This window comes from Chitinophagales bacterium, assembly GCA_040877935.1.
Lineage (GTDB): Bacteria > Bacteroidota > Bacteroidia > Chitinophagales > CAIOSU01 > JBBDNB01.
Genome location: JBBDNB010000003.1, coordinates 23604 through 43518 on the forward strand (window position 1 = coordinate 23604; position 19915 = coordinate 43518).

At 38.5% G+C, this 19915-nt stretch carries 18 protein-coding genes; 5 read left to right on the top strand and 13 right to left on the bottom strand.

Going from position 1 to position 19915, the window contains the following annotated elements; all coding sequences use genetic code 11:
- Positions 1 to 186 precede the first annotated feature (186 nt).
- Positions 187 to 1158 (top strand): hypothetical protein, encoded by a 972-nt coding sequence (locus WD048_01070; GenBank protein MEX0810774.1) that lies wholly within the window; start codon positions 187 to 189, stop codon positions 1156 to 1158.
- Here the strand turns inward: WD048_01070 and WD048_01075 are convergent.
- The 3 genes from WD048_01075 to WD048_01085 form a co-directional block, all read right to left on the bottom strand.
- Positions 1152 to 1841: an RluA family pseudouridine synthase gene (locus WD048_01075; GenBank protein ID MEX0810775.1), complete on the bottom strand. Its 690-nt coding sequence runs from the start codon at positions 1839 to 1841 to the stop codon at positions 1152 to 1154. The genes WD048_01070 and WD048_01075 overlap by 7 nt on opposite strands.
- 386 nt (positions 1842 to 2227) lie before the next feature.
- Positions 2228 to 3682, bottom strand: a complete 1455-nt coding sequence (locus tag WD048_01080) for an aspartate aminotransferase family protein (GenBank protein ID MEX0810776.1) — start codon at positions 3680 to 3682, stop codon at positions 2228 to 2230.
- 23 nt (positions 3683 to 3705) lie between these two features.
- Positions 3706 to 5148, bottom strand: a complete 1443-nt coding sequence (locus WD048_01085; GenBank protein MEX0810777.1) for a membrane dipeptidase — start codon at positions 5146 to 5148, stop codon at positions 3706 to 3708.
- A gap of 441 nt (positions 5149 to 5589) precedes the next feature.
- Between WD048_01085 and WD048_01090 the strand changes: the two genes are divergently transcribed.
- Both WD048_01090 and WD048_01095 read left to right on the top strand, forming a co-directional pair.
- Positions 5590 to 5808, top strand: coding sequence for a hypothetical protein (locus WD048_01090; GenBank protein MEX0810778.1), 219 nt, complete (start codon positions 5590 to 5592; stop codon positions 5806 to 5808).
- On the top strand, positions 5805 to 6128 hold the full coding sequence (locus WD048_01095) for a hypothetical protein (GenBank protein MEX0810779.1): 324 nt from the start codon (positions 5805 to 5807) through the stop codon (positions 6126 to 6128). Before WD048_01090 ends, WD048_01095 begins: the two co-directional genes overlap by 4 nt.
- A gap of 24 nt (positions 6129 to 6152) precedes the next feature.
- On the opposite strand, the gene WD048_01100 is transcribed toward WD048_01095, so the two are convergent.
- The 9 genes from WD048_01100 to WD048_01140 all read right to left on the bottom strand — a co-directional run bounded on the left by WD048_01100 (position 6153) and on the right by WD048_01140 (position 16773).
- Positions 6153 to 8786: a valine--tRNA ligase gene (locus WD048_01100; GenBank protein ID MEX0810780.1), complete on the bottom strand. Its 2634-nt coding sequence runs from the start codon at positions 8784 to 8786 to the stop codon at positions 6153 to 6155.
- Positions 8787 to 9169: 383 nt separating this feature from the next.
- Positions 9170 to 9844 carry a hypothetical protein gene (locus tag WD048_01105; GenBank protein ID MEX0810781.1) on the bottom strand — a complete coding sequence of 225 codons (675 nt, stop codon included), beginning with the start codon at positions 9842 to 9844 and terminating at the stop codon, positions 9170 to 9172.
- A 118-nt stretch (positions 9845 to 9962) separates the two neighbouring features.
- Positions 9963 to 10370 carry a DUF4275 family protein gene (locus tag WD048_01110; GenBank protein MEX0810782.1) on the bottom strand — a complete coding sequence of 136 codons (408 nt, stop codon included), beginning with the start codon at positions 10368 to 10370 and terminating at the stop codon, positions 9963 to 9965.
- Between the two features lie 558 nt (positions 10371 to 10928).
- Complete coding sequence (locus WD048_01115; GenBank protein MEX0810783.1) at positions 10929 to 11780, bottom strand: universal stress protein; 852 nt, start codon at positions 11778 to 11780, stop codon at positions 10929 to 10931.
- Between the two features lie 54 nt (positions 11781 to 11834).
- A complete protein-coding gene (locus WD048_01120; GenBank protein ID MEX0810784.1) occupies positions 11835 to 12581 on the bottom strand; it encodes an NRDE family protein in 747 nt (248 codons plus the stop codon).
- A gap of 158 nt (positions 12582 to 12739) precedes the next feature.
- Positions 12740 to 13099: a four helix bundle protein gene (locus WD048_01125; protein MEX0810785.1), complete on the bottom strand. Its 360-nt coding sequence runs from the start codon at positions 13097 to 13099 to the stop codon at positions 12740 to 12742.
- Positions 13100 to 13307: 208 nt separating this feature from the next.
- On the bottom strand, positions 13308 to 14279 hold the full coding sequence (locus WD048_01130; protein ID MEX0810786.1) for a deoxyhypusine synthase family protein: 972 nt from the start codon (positions 14277 to 14279) through the stop codon (positions 13308 to 13310).
- A gap of 54 nt (positions 14280 to 14333) precedes the next feature.
- The gene (locus tag WD048_01135; protein MEX0810787.1) at positions 14334 to 15725 is read right to left on the bottom strand and encodes an arginine decarboxylase; all 1392 of its coding nucleotides are present in this window, start codon (positions 15723 to 15725) and stop codon (positions 14334 to 14336) included.
- 178 nt (positions 15726 to 15903) lie between these two features.
- A complete protein-coding gene (locus WD048_01140; GenBank protein MEX0810788.1) occupies positions 15904 to 16773 on the bottom strand; it encodes an RNA polymerase sigma factor RpoD/SigA in 870 nt (289 codons plus the stop codon).
- A 497-nt stretch (positions 16774 to 17270) separates the two neighbouring features.
- Here WD048_01140 and WD048_01145 point away from each other — a divergent pair, with 497 nt between their 5' ends.
- Positions 17271 to 17618 (top strand): hypothetical protein, encoded by a 348-nt coding sequence (locus tag WD048_01145; GenBank protein MEX0810789.1) that lies wholly within the window; start codon positions 17271 to 17273, stop codon positions 17616 to 17618.
- A gap of 6 nt (positions 17619 to 17624) precedes the next feature.
- Entirely contained in the window at positions 17625 to 18626 is a 1002-nt protein-coding gene (locus tag WD048_01150; protein MEX0810790.1) for a type II TA system antitoxin MqsA family protein, read from the top strand.
- Positions 18627 to 18756: 130 nt separating this feature from the next.
- Here the strand turns inward: WD048_01150 and WD048_01155 are convergent, their stop codons facing one another.
- Complete coding sequence (locus WD048_01155) at positions 18757 to 19320, bottom strand: hypothetical protein (protein MEX0810791.1); 564 nt, start codon at positions 19318 to 19320, stop codon at positions 18757 to 18759.
- Between the last annotated feature and the right edge of the window lie 595 nt (positions 19321 to 19915).

Sequence of the window (19915 nt, forward strand, 5' to 3'; positions counted from 1 at the left end):
TGAACAAAAATGGATATGAGATGCGCAAAACATTTGAACACTTACGATAAATTTATTGGATAAACCATTGCATTTTTGCCGTTTTATTTTTTCCAACCGATTATAGATCAACCTGGTACAAGAATATTTTGACACTGTGCAACTATAATTGAATGATCGCTATCTTATTAGTGTTCAATCAAAACCATGCACATCGAAAATATTTTTACAAAAGCCTTTTTTAGTGCTTTGCTTTTTTCAATCACTTTCACAGCCTGTAAAAAGGACGATTTTAAAGGCGAACGCAATAATTTGGACGAGCAGAACAATGAGTTTGCCCAAAGCAATCCGCTTGGAGCAGATGAGGCTTGCAACGGATACCCTAAGCTTTGCGAAAAAACATTTAGCAGCATTGTGCTGCCTGTAAGTTATAATTCATACAATTGCAGCCAATGTGGAGGCCCAAGCAATGCCGCTCAACAAATTTCTGTTACAGCACAATTACAAGCTGGTGTCAGGGGCTTAATGCTGAATGTTTATGAACAAGACAATCCGCAGTTCAATAATGACGAAGCATATCTAAGCCTGGTTTTAAAAGATTACCCTACAGCCACAGAAAAATGGCAGCTGATCTCAGTTTTAAAAGAAATCAAAAGTTTTATGCAAGAAAACAGCAATGAGGTTTTGGTGCTTTTTATTGATGGAGATGCCCCTGTGGATTTATTGATAGATGCATTGGAAAAAACACAACTCACAGAATATTTATATACCCATACTGAAGGAAATAAATGGCCGGTTTTGGGCAGAATGGTTTATAACAATGAGCGCTTGATCGTATTTAATACGCAGGAAACCGAAGGTCAAAAATGGAATCATTCTTTGGGAAATTACATATTGCAAAGTCAGCAAAACCACAGTACTCCTGCTGACATTACTTGCTCGGTTGAATCGGGGGCGGAGCTAAAAACCTTCTACATGATGCATCATTACCTTGATATTGTTGTTGCGCAGAATGAAATACCCTCCAATTATGAGCAGGTAAACTCCAGTTCCTTTCTTTTAGAGCGGCTTTTGGAATGTACCGATGTGCTCGAAAGCAACCCGAATTTTGTAGTACTCAAACAGGTACATTTTGGAACTTACGAGCAGGCCTTCAAAATTGTTAATGGTGTTCAATAATCCTTTTTTAGCTCCAACCAAATGGGCAATTTTGGGGTGGGTGCTGTAATAGATATCTTTTCTTTTTTAATGGGGTGTACAAACTCAAGTTTCCTGGCATGCAAACAGATCGATTTGTCGGGATTGGCTTTGTTGTAATCGTATTTTAAATCTCCTACAACAGGATTTCCGATGGCACTCAGTTGCGCCCTGATTTGATGTGAGCGTCCGGTATGTGGCTTTACTTCCAACCAACTTTTTTTGGAAATAACTTTAAGCAGTTTATAATCCAATACCGATTCCAATGCATTGTTTTTCTGCTTATTGAACGCATGGGTCCTTTTATTTTTTTCATTGCGCAATAAAAAATGCGTGAGCTGTCCTTCTGTTTCTCCTGGAATTCCCTTTACAATAGCCCAGTAGGTTTTATCTACCTCCCGTTTTTTAAAAAGTTCATTCATGCGCGCCAGACCTTTGCTGGTTCTGGCAAAAAGCAAAACACCTGAAACAGGCCTGTCAAGCCGGTGGATGGTTCCCAGAAAAACATCTCCAGGTTTTTTGTATTTCTTTCTGATATATTCCTTAACCTGATCGGCTATGGATTCTGAAGTATCTCCATCATTGGGCTGCGACAATAATCCGGCAGGTTTGTTTACCGCAATTAGATGATTGTCTTCGTAGAGCACCTCTATTTTTTTGTTCATTTGAAAATTGACTTTATTGGACTAATTTAAATCCCCTGAAATTTAAGGAGAATATAACTTTGAGCGCTAAGTAATGCAAGAAAGATACAAAAAAACAAGCCCCGACTCTATTAAAGTCGAGGCTTGATCATCATGAAAAATTGTTGTCGTCAGTATTAAATACGCTTTAAGCTGAAAATTGTTGCAAAAACTTTTACTAGAATTGAATTTTAGCATTTTTTAACCACAATCAATACATTATCAGCTTATTCCTTCACGATTTTTCCGCTGCCCAATACAATAGGGGTTACAAAAAAAGCCCTGATTTAGGAAACCAGGGCTTGTTCATCATGAAAAATTATTGTCGTCCCTATTTAATACGCAGCGATCAAAAAAATGTTGCGCGATCAATCCAATTTATTCAGACCATCCAACATATTCAAGATTAAATCGTCCACATCGCCTTTGTTTGGCAGCGAACCCATCAAGCCATACATGGGAGCAGAACGCTTTGGCAGCCCTTTTCCGCCCGCTTTTTGCAGCATAGTTGTCAATTTGCTCATGGCATCTTCCGACAAAACTTTTGCTGCGCCTTTTGCAAATCCGGAAGCGGCCTTGGTCGCAATTTTATTCAAACTGAATTTTTTCGCTTTTGCCAATGCCTCTTTTAAATCTGCCAAAAATTCATCTACAATGGCCAAATTTCCTTGGGACAAGGTCAAGTGCAAGCTGCTTGGGTTTTGCTGCTTATCGATATACCAACCTTTAAATTGCAGCTCGTCTCCCAATTCTATCATATCAATATCATTAGAACCGATGGCCAGCAAGCTCATTTCAGGATTACTGATCACATAAATTCCATCCATAGCATCTACCGCTTTCTTTATTTTTTCGGCAGATTCCATCACTTCTTTTGCAATGCGCATATAGCCATCTTCTCCCAAATAGTTGACCACCGCCCATGCAGCAGCAATGGTACCTCCCGGTCGTGTGCCGGCTATAGAAGGCGAGGCATAGATTCCGCCATTCCAACCGGAATAAACGAAATATTGGTTTTTCCTGATTTCGGAATTTCTATACAAAACACAGGAAGCGCCCTTGGCCGTATAGCCGTATTTGTGCAAATCCATGGACATTGAAGTAACGCCATCTACACGAAAATCGAATTTTGGGATGGCATAGCCCAAACGCTCCACCCAAGGCAACATATAACCGCCCACACAGGCATCTACATGCATCAAAATATTGTGTTTTTTTGCTATGGCAGCCAATTCCTCTATCGGGTCGATCACGCCATGCGGATAAGAAGGGGCGGAACCTACAATTAATATGGTGTTTTTATTGATGGCCGCTTCCATTGCTTTCACATCAGCGCGCTTGTCTTTGCGCACGGGTATGTGGTTTATTTTAATTCCGAAATAATGCGCTGCTTTGTCAAATGCCGGGTGAATACTTTGCGCCACCACTATTTCGGGCTTTATATCAGGATTCTTGTTCAATGCATAATACTTGGCAGCTTTCACGGCACACAGAATACTCTCGGTCCCCCCTGAAGTCATGTTTCCCACCACATCCGAATCACCATTCATCAAATCGGCCGACATGGCAACCACCTCGTTTTCAAAACGCATCAAGCTAGGAAATACCGTGGGGTTCAGCCCATTTTCATAATAGTATTTCATAAATGCCTTTTGGGAAACCTTGCTCAGTTCATCGCCACCGTAAAATACCAGGCTAAAGGTCTTTCCATTGCGCCAATTGGCATCTGCATCGCCAGCATCGTCCAGCAGTTTGTAGATTTCATCCGGGTTTTTTCCGTTTTTGGGAAATAATAATTTTTGCTGGTTTTCTTCAGTTTTCATAGGATCAGGTTCATTTTCATTATTTACACAAAATATTTCTCGTAAAAGCGAAGGGCATTTTTAGTCATTATTTTCTCTACCAATTGCTTGGGCGAGTACCCATGCCAAAGTTCTTCATGTAATTTAGTCTCTTCCAAATAACTTATCAAATCTTCTTTAAGCTGAGGAAAACACTCTGAACTATAATAAGGGTCTAAATGCGAAATGGCTCCATCGTAATCGGAACCAATGGCAATAATATCCCATGCAGTTTTGGCATCACAGGCCGATACTATTTGGAAAATGCTGCGCCAAAGCAATTTCAGCATCAATTTCTGCTTGCGTTCTTCTGTTTTGGCTGTTTGTAATTTTTTGTGGAATTCGCCACCGCCCAATACGGTCTTGTCCAATATCATCCCGATAATTCCATCCGATTCGTGCACAATGCGCGCTTCTTCATCGCTCACATTGATGCTCCAATTTTGAAAATAGGAATTCTTTGCTTTTCGAGGCGTATCGTTTTTCCAGACAGAATTTTCCAACTCTTTGTACCCATTCACTCCCGTATGGCTACATATCAGTGGGATTTTATCATCGGGGTTTAGGTAATTGTAATTGCGCACAAAACCAAAATATTCCCTGCGCGATGAAACGCTCATGTGCTTGGTATCGATATTGATGCGCGGCCCATTGTGCCTGGAAAGCAGTTCCCTGAAAAAATGCCGCCCCAACTCGGTCATGCCTTTGTTTACTCCTTTGCTCTGATTGACCAAGAGATCAGAAGTGCCTTTGAGACTCTTGGAATGCCCGCACAATTGATTCCAAAAATGGTGACAAACATTGATGGAAAAAGGTGGATATTCCCAGGACTTTACTTCCTTTACCCGCTTGCTCAATAGTTTTTTCAGTTCTTCGGTAGATTTAGCTTCCGATTCTTCCGTACCCACGCCAAAGGAATAGCCGCCCTCCATTGAAAGGATCACTGCAATTTTGTTGGGATCTTTTACAATTTTCTGTAGGTGCTTGTAATTTTTGGCAATTTCAAATGCATATTTGCCACAGGGGCTTTTGCCTTGCTGATCTACTATATATTTGTGCTCCCTTTTAAAGGAATCGTAATAATCGTATTTTTTGCTGAGCTGATGCTTGACATAATTGCGACTCGTGCCGCTTACATGCTCCATGATATCTAATTGATTTTTCTTGTTCAAAACCAATCCAGGGAGATTTCTAAATTTCAGAAAGCCCTTTTCCAATGGGGTAATGGAGAGCATCACCACCCTTACGTTTCCCTTCATCAAGGCATCAAAATTGGACTGGGAATATTTGTAGAGCATATCTGAACCCCTGCGGATATATCGCATCAGACGATTGTCTGAGTATTTGTGTTCTATTTTTTCCCAAAGATTTGCGGTAGGCTTAGGATGATCGCTTCCAAACGCCTTTAGATTTGGGTGGATATGGATGTCAACAAAAAATTCGTTCATCGAATAGTTAAAATGAGTTTATCAAATAGTGTTCATTAATAAAGACTCATTTTAGGCGAAAAAGTTGCATAAAAAAACAGAAAAACCCCCGAAAAGTAATTTTTAACAAAAATTACCGTAATCTTTTAATAATGAGGGTTTTGAGGTGGTAAAAAATGAGGAAAGTAGAAAAATAAATTAAGGAAAGTATCTGTAAATTTCCTTTCTGTGAAGGTCAGGAAAAAATGTAGGGGCGCACGGCCGTGCGCCCCTACATTTTTTCTTTAGCCATTAAATTTCAGCCAAAAGAAATAAGTTCTATTCGAACAAAGCTTTACAAATTCCCCAAACTCTCCTCTAGGGCCTTCAGCTTTGCCTCGCCATCCATCAGACAGTTTCTTTTTTTTCTTTGATAACAAGCATCCTATTTCGGTGAAATTTCTTTTTTTGTATCTTCAAGTTATGGACATCCAATCTTCAAAAATAGAACTGGCTAAGTTGATTCTTAATCTTGAAAACCCTGATATAATTAAAAAAATCAGCAATCTTTTGAAAAAAGAATCGAAACAAGAGCGAGTATCTCTTACACCCTATGAAAAAAAAGAGATTGAATTGGCTTTGAAAATGCTTGATCAAGGAGATAGAATTTCATATGAAGACTTTTTGAAAAAAGTTTCATGAGTAAATACAAAGCATACTTATCTCCGGTTGCTGAATTCAAACTGGTCAAAATTCTAAATTATATTGAAGAAGAATTTGGGATAAATTCCAAAGCAAAGTTTTTGGCAACATTTACTAAAAATGTTCAAAAAATAGAATCAAATCCTAAATCTTGTCCGAAAACTGAGCTTGAAGGAATTTTCAAAAATGTAATAAGCAAACAGACTTCTTTCTATTACAGAATTCAAAATCTCGATATTGAGATAATTACTCTTACAGACAATCGCCAAGACCCAAAAAAGATTGCTAAAGAACTTGAAAAGTTAAGCTTTCGGAAATAAAAGCTTGCTTCACTTAAGCAAATATTACAAATTGCCCAAACTCTCCTCTAGGGCCTTCAACTTTGCCTCGCCATCGGCCAGTTTTTGTTTTTCCTTTTCCACTACTGCATCGGGGGCATTGTTTACAAAGCGCGCATTGCTCAATTTGCCTTTTACGGATTTCAAGAAACCACGCGTGTATTTTATCTCCGATTCAATTTTTTCACGTTCTGCTTCTGCATCAACTTCCTGTCCCGAATCCACATAAAATTTGTCGGATTTCAAAACAAAAGCCTGTAAACCGCTTTTCTCTTCTTCTACCCATTCGATGGGATTGATAAAGGCCAATCTTTCGATCAGCAGTTTGAAATTATCATAGGCTTCAGCAGATTCTGCCTGCGCATATACATCCAACAATTCGCGTTTCTTCAAACCATTTTTATTGCGAATTTCACGCACTTTTGAAATCACCTGCTTGGCCGTTTCCGCCTCGCTCAATATTGCAGGGTTTTTTGCTTTTACTGCGGGCCACGAACTCACGGTAATGCAATCCTCTTCTGCCCTATCTTCTTTTAGCAAATGCCAAATTTCCTCGCTTACAAATGGCATAAATGGATGGATCAACTGCATCAATTGTTCAAAGAAAACAATGCTTTGCTCATAGGTTTTTCGGTCAATGGGCTTTTGATAATCGGGCTTGATCATTTCCAAATACCAGGAACAGAAATCATCCCATATCAATTTGTACAGAGTCATTAAAGCCTCGCTCAATTTAAAGCGGCTGAACTGATCTTCCAACTGAACCAAGACCTCTGCCAGTCGCTCCTCAAACCACTGCATGGCTATCTCAGAAGTCTGAGGTGTTACGATAGCATCATCGATTTCAAAACCTTTGATCAAGCGCAGTGCATTCCATATTTTATTGGAGAAATTCCTGCCCTGCTCACATAGCGATTCGTCAAAAGGCAAATCGTTTCCGGCAGGGGAACACAGCAACATGCCCACTCTTACGCCATCTGCTCCGTGCTTTTCGATCAGCTCAATGGGGTCTGGCGAATTGCCCAGTGATTTTGACATTTTACGCCCTTGCTTATCGCGCACAATTCCAGTGAGATACACATCGCTGAATGGCTTTTCATTTTTGTATTCAAAGCCGGCAATGATCATGCGCGCCACCCAGAAAAAGAGGATTTCGGGCGCAGTAACCAATGTTTGCGTGGGGTAGTAATAATTGATCTCTTCATTATCGGGATTGCGAATGCCATCAAAAACGCTCAATGGCCAAATCCAACTGGAAAACCAGGTATCCAAAACATCGGGATCTTGTTTTAAATCTTCCAGTTTCAGGGTCGCATTGCCAGCTTTTTCCTGTGCCAATTTTAGGGCATCCTGCTCATTTTCGGCCACTACAAAGTCTTCTTTTCCCTCGCCAAAATACCAGGCCGGAATTTGGTGTCCCCAATACAATTGACGCGAAATATTCCAATCGCGCACATTTTCCATCCAATGGCGATAGGTGTTCTTGAATTTGCCCGGAATCAACTGAACCGCATCGTCCATTACGGCTTTCAGAGCGGGTTCTGAGATTTCCTTCATGGCCAAAAACCATTGCTCGGAAAGGCGCGGCTCAATCACAGCACCCGTGCGCTCACTGGTTCCCACTGTGGTTTGATAATCTTCTTCCTTGCTCAGCGCTCCGATTTCCCCTAGTTCCTTTGTGATATTTTTTCGAGCCACAAAACGATCCTGTCCGGCATAGTGCAATCCGTGATGGTTCAGCGTACCATCTTCATGCAAAATATCAATGATCTCCAATTGGTGACGATCGCCAATTTCCTTGTCATTCACATCGTGGGCGGGCGTAACTTTCAGGCAGCCGGTACCGAATTCCATGTCCACATAATCGTCCTCAATAATGGGGATTTCACGATTGGCAATAGGCACGATTACCTTTTTGCCTTTCAGGTGCTGAAAGCGTTCGTCATTCGGATTGATACATACTGCCGTATCGCCCAAAATGGTTTCGGGACGGGTGGTGGCAATGGTTACGGTTTCTTTTGAATCCACCACTTTGTATTGCAAATAGTAGAGCTTTTGGCTGACATCCTTGTGGATGACCTCTTCATCCGAAACGGTGGTTTTGGCCTCGGGATCCCAATTGACCATGCGGTAGCCTCTGTAAATTTTTCCTTTGTTGTAAAGGTCCACAAAAACCTTGATGACGCTTTCGTAGCGGGTTTCATCCATGGTAAATGTTGTGCGATTCCAGTCGCAGGAAGCGCCCAATCTTTTCAATTGCTGCAGAATGATGCCACCATGTTTGTCGGTCCATTTCCAGGCGTGTTTGAGAAATTCCTCCCGGCTGATGTCCCATTTGTTGATGCCTTCGGCTTTGAGCTTGGCCACCACTTTTGCTTCTGTAGCAATAGATGCGTGATCTGTTCCCGGCACCCAACAGGCATTTTTCCCTTGAAGACGCGCCTTGCGGATCAGTACATCCTGAATGGTATTGTTGAGCATGTGGCCCATGTGCAGCACTCCTGTAACATTGGGCGGTGGAATCACGATGGTGTAAGGCTCGCGCTCATCGGGCTTTGAGGAGAAAAAATCTCGCTCTTGCCAATATTTGTACCATTTTCCTTCAATGTCTTTGGGGCTGTATGTTTTGGGGATTTCCATGTATGCTCAAATTTTTATAGAGGCACAAAATTAAGGATTTAGGCTAATAGAACACGGATAACGCTGGTTTTTATGGTTTTCGCTGGTTTGTAATTTTTCAGCAAAGTCATACTATGACTAAGGAGTCTATTGATTATAGTCATAGTATGACTTTGGTTCAGGGGAAAACAGCCCAAATATGGCCGTCATTCCAGAAAATTTTCCTTAGAAAATTTATCTGGAATCTCCATCTATGAAAAACGAAAGGTTTGAATCGAGGCAGGCCTGGCACGCATTCGCTATACACAAGCTGGACTGCAAATGCGCGCAGGTATGATGACTAAGCCAAGGCACAATGCCAGCTTACAATTGCGACAGCGGAGGCGAACTTAGGAAGCTAGCAGTTAAAACTTTATTATTCCAATGTCTTGATTAGTTATTGCTTTTAATTTATCTCCTTTTCCAATTTTATATAGTAATTTGAAAACATCATCAAACATATCTAAACAAGGTTCCCAATCTTGTTTTATTTTGCCAATAAGTCTTCCCAAATCTAGCTGTTCTGTTAAAACCACTTCATTTTCAAAAAGTTTTGATTTATTCAAAGTGCTATTAATAGCAGATTCAATCATTTGTAATATCAATATTCCTTTAAAATCGGCTTCTAAATTATTACTTATAAATACGCCTTTATAATTATAGTTTTCACAAAATTCTTGAATTGGTTCAATATCAACATGACCTCCAATTTTATTTCGTACATGTTTCCATTTCGCTGTTGTTTTTTGAATTTTTCCTAATCTAGATTTTAAATTTGATTCTATATATTTAGATATGTTCTTGTAACTATAAATATTGCTCACCAATGAATTGTAACTTTCAAACAAAGATATTATATCCACTAAACAATATGCAATCTCTCCCTTTTTTATGATTGCTTCCGGTTTTTTTGGATTAGAAAAGGGTATTGAATTAATCCTTTGAATATCTTCATTAATACGCACAGATTTAAAATGAAGAAATAAAAGTTTTACTTGTATTGCGCTAATTTCTGAAACTATGGTATTATTTTTCGTCATTAAGTTATTCTTCTAATTGTTATTGTATTGCTGACAAGATTTAGTGTTGGCAAGCATCTATACACTTGTTCAGCTGAAAATACGCACCATGGGGTGATATTTAATCCTTTCTTAATTATCAATCAATGATTTTTTTGAAATATGGCCCCATAGAATCTATCTCATGAGGTATCACATATGTCCAACGATAATTAGCATGAACAATATAAATATCATCCATAAAATCATCTATTTGAATATCGGGGATTGCTGACTTTTCTATTTTTAAGCAGAAATTAAATCTTTCATTAAATATCAATAAGTCGCATGGGTACTGTTTTTTATATTTAATCTCCGCTATTTCACCTTCAATTGCCAATCCATAATTATAACTGAAAATGTGCCATAAATATCTATCAATATGCGGAGCTTTATATCCTTTTGTAAATTTCTCAATCCACAAATTTCTTATTTTCTCAAAGTCCGTTTCAGGTAATTCAACGTAATCAATATTTTGACTGTTAAGTCTTGATATTATGTTTTCCATTTCTAGTATATATTATGCAGTATCTTTCCTCAAAATTGCGTACAACTTGTTAATAGGATTACCCTTAATAAACATACACAACTAACATTGGCATGTGTAAACCTTTAGTTGATTTTATATTTTAAAGTTACTCTTTTTCATAAATCACCAAAAAGACAACCCAAATATTTTCCATCAACACAATCATCTACTGAAAACGTAACTTGCGTGAGGGATAGTAGCGGCATCCTTTTGGGCTAGGGGCATTAGTGTTGCGGGCTTTGGGAAAGCGACCAGCGGAAGCTCTTTCCAAAGTCCATTTGCAACACTTTGCCCATAGACCAAAAGATAGAGCGGATAGCCTGTACACGCCCAAGTCATTGTCTGAATTGATTTGATGCGCATTTACTGCCCCAACCCTGTCAGGGCTAAAAAAACCCTGACAGGGTTTTGAGATTAAGAATTTCAAAAGGAAAAAATGTTCTCTGCACAAAACAAAAAACTTCTTGCCCGACTGGGACAGGCGGGTAGGCATTCTAGCGCACTCCAAACTTTAACTTACTTTAGACACTCAATCCACTACTCGCTCTGAAAAGCGATCAAGGGGATATCCGTTCGGCTGGCCATAGCCTTGGTTTTGCTGCTTTCCAATATCTTTTCGAAAAGGCTGCGTTTTTTGGTCAGCATAGCCAACAGGTCTATCTGCCGGTCTTTGATGTATTGGTCCATGCCTTCTTCCAGGTTATCTGCACTGACTATTTCAAAATCAATATGCCCGGCTTTTCTCTCGGCTTCGAATCGCGCTTCGATTTCCTCCATATCTGCCCGGTCAATATTTACAAAACCATCCAGATCGAAGTGCACACAGTGGACTTCACTACCAAGCAAAACGGCAAATTCCAGTAATGTAGAGATAGCATCGGTATCTTTTTCCTTAAAATCCGTAGCGTACAAAATTTTAGGTGCTTCTTCTTCAAACTGCGCATCACCAGGAACCAATAAAACAGGCACTTCTGCCCTTTCCAAAATAGGCTGGTTTACGCTACCGAAAATGGCTTTCTCAAGTCCGCCCATATGCCGCGTGCCCATTACAAGCAAGCGTGGGTTTTGCTTTTTGACATGAGCAATTATTTCACCTACCGCAAATCCAAAGGAAGAATCCGTATTTATCTCTACTGTTTCATAACCGATCTTTTTAGCATAGGATTTCAATTTGTTCTTTTCCTCAGCAAGCTTTTCCTCAGCGTCTTTTTTTACACTGTCTGACAACTCTTTCAAATACTCAGCCGGTGTCATAGGATCAATCACCGGAACATGATAAGCATGGAACAGGCTAATATTTGCTTTTATTTTTTGAGCCAGGTGCAATGCATATTTCCCGGCATTGTGTGCAAATTCAGAAAAATCGGTAGTCAGTACTATTGTGTTCATATTTTGTTGTTTGCCCTAAAAATAAGAATACTAATTGAAAATGCTATTTCCTATCTAAAAACTAAAATATTTAAGTGCCTCATCCGTATCGGGCACATAGGTCTGTTCCCAAACTTCTGTATTCTGATCATTATCCATGCGCATAAAAGTACTGCAGCGTGTACCATAGTCGGGACTTTTGATAAACATTGAAGAAAGTACTTGCTCCCATTCCATTCCGACACCGGTATCTGGCAGTTCACTTTTATCAGCCAGTTGCTCATCGCGCAGCATTTTAAATACAGAATCGGGCTCAGTTTTTTCCTGTTGAATAAGAGATTCAAATTTTATGGCCGCCTTTTTGCTCTTTGGCCAGTCGGAATTGAGAAATGCATTGCTCAATGTGTGAATTCCGGGCTTTAGCTCTTGTATTTGCTTTTCGATATTATTGAAGTAATACAAGCCATTTTGGTCAAAAAGCAAGAGATTGAACGGATTGTATTTTTCGCATTGTGGTTTGAGGTTTTCCAAAAATGTTGCAGCATCCGCTGTTCCATTCAGATAATCGGGAATCAATCTACCCCGCGACAGGGCATCATTTGTGTGCAGCTTCAGGTTGCGGTAATTCGTTACAGCTCCCCACCGCCCTTTTTTATCGCAGGCAAACCAAGTACCACCTGCTTCCAAGTCCCTTCCAGCTAAAATCCCATCTTCCCACCAGTGCATCTGCTGCGTTTCCCTTTTGTAGAACTCATCGCGATTGGCCGCAAAAAGAACGGGGTATTTTTCATGGACTTTGTATGCTAAAGCGATTAAACACATAATATGTCAAATGGGTGATGGAAAATGTATCATGGCAAATGGATTATTATGTCAAATGGTTGATGGAAAATGGATGATGTCAAATGTAAAAAAAGTTGAAATTTCCCCCTCATATCTAACATTTTCCATTCCACATCACACATCTCACATTTGACATACTACGACATGTTTTTCTTAGTTGTCGAAACTGCTTTCCCAATGATATTGAGCAGCTCTTTGCTCTCAGAAAACAGGTATTTAGTATCAGCATTTTCTGCTGGAAGCATCTTGGCTTTTATTGCAAAACGTATCCAAAAATGGGCTTCTCGTATTTCTTTTAACACAACTTGCATTTTATGGACAAAATCCTTTTTGCTTTCTGCTGATGTCGCTTCTTCATAATTTGCCGCTGCTGAAGTTCCCGCCCTAAACAATTGTTGGTAAACGTGCTTTCCACTGAATGATTTACACAAAATTTTTTCTTGCCGATAAATGCAAACACAAAAATCCAGAAAGCGTTTGGAAATTTGTTCTCTCATGAGCAAGGCTTTAGTTAAATATCGAATTTAATATACATCAATCTATAAACCAAATTCCTTACCCAAGTCTCAGCCAAACATTTATTATGTCAAATGGATGATGGAAAATGGATGATGTCAAATGTAAAAAAAGTTGAAATTTCACATCTCACATTTGACATTCCACATCCCACATTTGACATTCCACATCCCACATTTGACATTTTCCTTACCAACCAAGCAAGTATGCAAAAATCAAAGGTGCAACGATGGTGGCATCTGATTCTACAATGTATTTGGGTGTGTTTTCATCCAATTTTCCCCAAGTGATTTTTTCATTTGGTACCGCCCCGGAGTATGAACCGTAGCTGGTGGTAGAATCAGATATTTGACAGAAATAACTCCAAAAAGGTGTGTCGGTTCTTTCCAAATCCTGATACATCATCGGGACTACACAAATCGGAAAATCACCTGCAATGCCCCCGCCTATCTGGAAAAACCCGATTCCGGGCTCTTGAGAATTATCCGTGTACCAATCGGCCAACCACATCATGTATTCTATTCCCGATTTCATAGTGGATGGCTTTACATCGCCCAACATACAATGGGCTGCGAAAATATTGCCCAGCGTGGAATCTTCCCAGCCAGGGACAATTATTGGCAAGTTCTTTTTGGCAGCAGCCAGCATCCAACTGTTTTTTGGGTCAATTTCATAATACTCTTCCAAATCCCCATCCAACAAAAGCTGGTACAAAAATTCATGCGGAAAAAAGCGTTTTCCTTCCGCCTCAGCCTTTTGCCATTTTTTCACAATCTTATGCTCAATTCTTCTAAAAGCTTCTTCCTCGGGAATACAAGTATCGGTTACCCGGTTCAAACCTTTGTCCAATAATTCTCGCTCTTGTTTGGGCGTCAAATCCCGATAATCAGGAACGCGCTTGTAGTGTGAATGCGCCACCAGGTTCATTACATCCTCTTCCAAATTGGCACCGGTACAGGAAATAATCTGGATTTTATCCTGACGAATCATCTCTGCCAGCGACTTGCCCAGCTCGGCCGTACTCATTGCACCTGCCAATGAGACCAACATTTTCCCGCCATTGTTCAGGTGTTTTTCATAGCCTTTTGCAGCATCCACCAGTGCGGCTGCATTAAAATGCAAATAGTGTTTTTCTATAAATTCGGTAATAGGTTTTGACATCTTTGTTTCTGTTTTCTTAAGGATTCATTTGAAATTAAAATAGGCAATATTCAATTAATAGCCCAAAATCTTCAACATGGATTTATAGCTCTGTTCTTTGGCAAATAACTTGGTGCGATACTCTCCATTCTCATCCAAGTCAATTACAACATGCTTGGGTGCGGGAATCAAACAATGCTGAATGCCCCCAAACCCGGCCAGCGATTCTTGATAGGCTCCTGTATTGAAAAAGCCGATGTACTGTTTTCTTTCAGGATCAAATTTGGGCAAATAAATGGCATTGGCATGTTGCTCAGAATTGTAGTAATCATCGCTATCGCAGGTCAGGCCGCCCAAAAATACACGCTGATATTCTTCCCCCCAGTTGTTTACGGGAAGCAGAACAAACCTTTTCCCAATGGCCCAAGCATCGGGCAGTGTAGTCATAAAAGAACTGTCGATCATGTTCCACTGCTCCCTGTCGTTTTGTTTTTTCTGATCTACAATGGAATAAAGCGTAGCCCCGCTTTCTCCTACGGTAAAAGAACCAAATTCGGTAAAAATATCTGGCTCCTGTACGTTTTGCTCATTACACATTTGCTTGATCTGCGCAATGATTTCCTCGGCCATATATTCGTAATCATAGGCAAAAGTGAGGGAGTTCTTAATGGGAAAACCACCACCAATATCCAGTGCCGTTAGATCAGGGCAAATTTTCTTCAACTCGCAATACACGCGCACGCATTTGGCCAACTCATTCCAGTAATAGGCATTGTCGGCTATTCCTGTATTGATGAAAAAGTGCAGCATTTTAAGCTTAAACTTCTTGTTGTTTTGGATTTGCTCTTTGTAATAAGGCACAATATCCTTGTAGCCAATGCCCAATCGACTGGTGTAGAATTCAAATTTAGGATCTTCCTCAGAAGCAATGCGAATACCAATGGGACAGGGTTTTGACAATTGTTTTTCAAGAATTGACAATTCACTTTTATTGTCTAAAATGGGAATGAGGTTCTCAAAGCCATTATTGATAAACTGCGCAATATTGCTGAGATATTGCGGCATTTTAAAACCATTGCAAATGATGTAATGCTGCTTGGTAATGAGTTTTTGCTCCAGCAAGCTTTCTATAATATTTAGGTCAAAAGCTGAACTGGTTTCCAGGTGCGTATCATTTTTCAATACTTCTTCCAGCACAAAAGAGAAATGAGAGCTTTTGGTACAATAGGCATAATGGTATTTGCCCTTGTAATCGGCCTTGGCAATGGCCACATTGAAAAGTCTTTTTGCTTTTTGAATCTGGGCGCTGATTTGCGGCAGATAAGTAATCTTTAAGGGCGTTCCGTATTGCTTGATCAATTCCATTAAAGGGATATCGTGAAATGACAATTCACCATTTTTCACTTCAAATTCTTCCTGCGGAAAATCAAAGGTTTGCTCTATTAAATCGAGGTATTTTTTCTTCATTTTACAAATATAAATGAATTACATCTACAAATATACACCAAAGTAAATAATTTAGATCACATTAATTATTTCAAAGCAAGTGAAATAAAAAAAGGAGTCTGATCAAAACCAGACTCCTTTTTAACTGAAAGTGACAAAGGCTGCGAAAATCACCAAACCCACTGCACAAAACCAAACACTACATTTCCGCAAACAAAGCACTGACATTTTCGCGCTTACAAATACGCCTGAGCTTTGCCAAACTTTTCACCTTCAGTTGTCTTACCCTTTCTCTTCCCACACCAATCTCTTCCGCAATATCTTTCAAGTCCATAGCATCTCTTCCTCCTAATCCATAGGAAAGCGTAAGTATTTTTATTTCTCTTGGACTCAAATGCCTTAAGAGCATTTGAATTTCCTCATTCTTTGAATTCATAAGCATTTCACTATCCGGAACAATAGAATTCTCATTTTTTATCAACTCCATAAAGGTAGTTCCCTCCTGATCACCTACCGGGCTGTCAGCTGATTGTGTTTTCCCTGCATAAGCAAGGCTGTCACGCACATCTGAGCTTTTCACTCCAATTTCCTGAGCTATATCTTCAGGATCTGCCTGATATTCAGTATTCTGTTCCAATTTGGAAATTGCCTTATTGATCTTGTTGATCTGGGTCAACTGGTTGTGCGGCAAACGGATAATCCGGGCATTCTCGTTGATGGATTTCATAATGGACTGCCTGATCCAAAAAACGGCATAAGAGATAAATTTAATCCCCCTGGTACCATCAAATCTTTTTGCTGCTTTCATCAAGCCAATATTGCCTTCGCTTATCAGGTCTTCCAACCTTAACCCAAAACCTTCATATTGTTTAGCTACTGAAACCACAAATCTTAAATTGGCTTTTATAAGCGTTTCCATTGCCAGCAAATCGCCTTCGCTTATTCGCTTAACAAGCGCTTCTTCTTCATCACGCTCAATAACTGTTTCTTTGGAAAGTTCACTCAGGTATTTTTCAAGTGCAATAGAATCGCGATTGGTAAATTTTGTTGTAATTGTAAGCTTCCTCATAGTATTTCTGTCTCCTCAAGTTCAATCAATAAATTTCACTGTCGGGTTTACGGCTATAGGGGGCTACGGTTTCGGATTTTCACAAAGGCTATACCTATTAATTTTAGAATAACAAATACAACGCTAAAAATCAACTACTTACATTTTTTCAGGTTTGGAAAATACGCTGTTTAGCCTATTGGTACCCAAGCGGATCAAAGAAACACCTAAGTGGGAATGGTAGATTTTAAATGCTTTAAGAGACACAAAAAACAACAAAGCCCCATAAGCTCCATAATGGCAGAAGCTTTTACGCAACCTATAGAGGAGTTTTTATAACACTGATTTACTGATTTTTATAAAGATTAGAAAAACATAAATGAACTATGTCCAGCTTTTCAAAGTTAGGCTTACAAACAACTTTAAAGTTGTGTTTATCTTAATCAAAAATTACTTTAGCAACTTTATAGTTGCATTTAAAGTAAAACAAGCATACTTTTGCACTAACAAATCACTACATGAGTACCAAAGCAGAAGTAGAAATTTTTTTAAATGACTTCAAGACTAAAATGGGGATTTGGGATGTACTTTTTCGTGACGATAGAGGCAAAAATACCAATACCCTTGTAGAACTAGAACTCCGTCCCATAGAGAGAAAAAACATTCTGGGAGAACTAGAAACCAAAGATTATAGTCAAGGCCCACTTGAAGAGAAAATGTATGGCGGTGCAGATATGTGGATTTTCGGGAAAAAAGTAAAGAAAAAGGAGGTTTATATTAAAATTACAATGGGGACATTTAACAGCCCAGTTATCTGCATCTCTTTCCATATAGCAGAACACAAAATGAATTATCCTTTAAAATAAAACACTATGAAAAGCCCAATTACAGGAAAAGAAATGAAGTTGATCAAAGAAAAAAGATCAATGAATTTCAGAAAGGAAACATTTGATGTTATTTTTCATTATTACAAATGCGAAGACAGCAATGAACAATTTACCACAACATCATTAGATGAAGTGAACATGAATCAATTATACAACCAGTATAGAGACATGTTCAATATTCCATTTCCTGATGAAATAAGCAGAATTCGAAAGAAGTATGGATTATCAGCAGCTAAGATGTCGGAAATATTAGGTTTTGGAGTAAACAGTTACCGTCAATATGAGGCAGACGAAATGCCAAGTACAGCTAACGCCAAGTTAATTCAAATGGCAGATACTCCAAAGTCATTTATAGAAATGGTAGAATTGTGTGGCACATTAGATGAAAAAACTAAAGAAAAATACATTAAAAAAGCACAATTATTAGAGGAGGACAGAAAACGAAATATTTTCAAGCTTAACCTAAAAGAATATTTGCTTGGCGATCATTTAGCAGATATATATTCAGGTTACAGAAACCCGGATTTTGAAAAGTTTTCAGAAATGGTAGTTTACTTCTCTGAGAAACTTAAACCATTCAAGACTAAGCTGAATAAACTATTGTTTTATTCAGACTTTTTAATGCATAAGCAAAGTTGCTATTCAATTAGTGGAGTAAGATACAGAGCAATAGATATGGGGCCTGTACCCAATAATTTTCAGAGCATATTTGAGTATTTAGAAAATAACAATATAATCGACATAAGTTACATTGCTTTTCCAAATGGTAATGGCGAGCAGTTCATTAACAGAAATGATAGAAAATTCAACAAAGAAATATTTACAGATGCAGAACTTTCAGTTTTAGAAAAAGTAGCTGAAACATTTAAAGACACTTCTACAAATGATATTATTGAAATCAGCCATTTAGAAAAAGCATGGAAAGCAAATAAGGATGAAAAAAAGATAATCAGTTATGAGTATGCGTTTGACCTTTCTCAAATTTAACTGATTCATCCAGACTCTCACTAGGCAGGCACCGTGGGGCTCCAGTTGTGAGCCCGGTTAACGGACCTGCCTTTTTAATAAAACTTTATTTTCGTTTTTTTTGCGCACCTCCCGATACACAAACAAACTTTCAACTATTACTCATAATGCTATCTGATCTCAAGTAACTCTTAATGTATTCTAAAACATTAATTATTTTACGATCGAACACTTCCTTTTGACCTAAGCATTTATTTAGAATATCGTATCTATGATGAGATAATTGCTTATTAAAGTCTAACTTTTCAAAGTTCTCAGATTTAACTATCTTATTTAGTTCGTTTTGAATTATTAAAACATTATTGGTTAATTCTTTTTCAAATTCACCAAGCTTCATAATCAAGTCATTTGGAATGATTGGTGAAAAAATTAATTCTTCTAACTCTGTAAGCTTTTCACTAAATCTATCTGTGTAAATTATTTTATTTACACTATAATCTTTCCATTCCATTTCTTCGAAGTCTTGAGTAATCTCCCCTCTGTAAACTTTTCTATATTCACTCAAATCGACTATTTTTTCTTCAAATTTTCTGGTTATAAATAAATCATTATCACTATTATAAATTAGAATTCCTGCAGCTTTTGTTAATAGCTCATTTACTTTTTTCTCGTGATTACCTACATCTAAACCTTTTTTATCATAGTAGTCAACCATGGCTAAATAATAGTTAGTAATAATCATGTTCGAATAATCATAATCTACAATTGAATCAACAATAGTCTTGTTTTTAAAAAAAATAATATTTTTTCAAATTCGTAAACCTGCAACTTGAATATTTCAGTTCTAATTGGAGTGAACAAAGTCTCACTCGCACTCAAATAAGTAAATGCACCTACGGTAGCTACAACAATGAAAAAAACAATTTGAAAGAAATCCTTAAGGGGAATAATAAACAACCTTGACCAACTCAAACAGTAATATGGGCATAAATCAAAAGATGTCAGCAGAGTTGTTGTAAAGGAGTAAATCAAATAAATCCCAACAATAACAGCAATTACCTTTAAAAATTTTCAAAGCCTTCTCTATATTTTTTTGAATTACTTTCCATCTATTAGCCATTGGATTATACAAACAAAAATACTCAATCAATTACAATATAATTTTCATGAACAAGTAAAGCTAACTGGAAGACAGACCATAAACAAAAAAGCCTTGAAGAAAAAATCTCCAAGGCTTTTTGCGGTCCGGACGGGACTCGAACCCGCGACCCCATGCGTGACAGGCATGTATTCTAACCAACTGAACTACC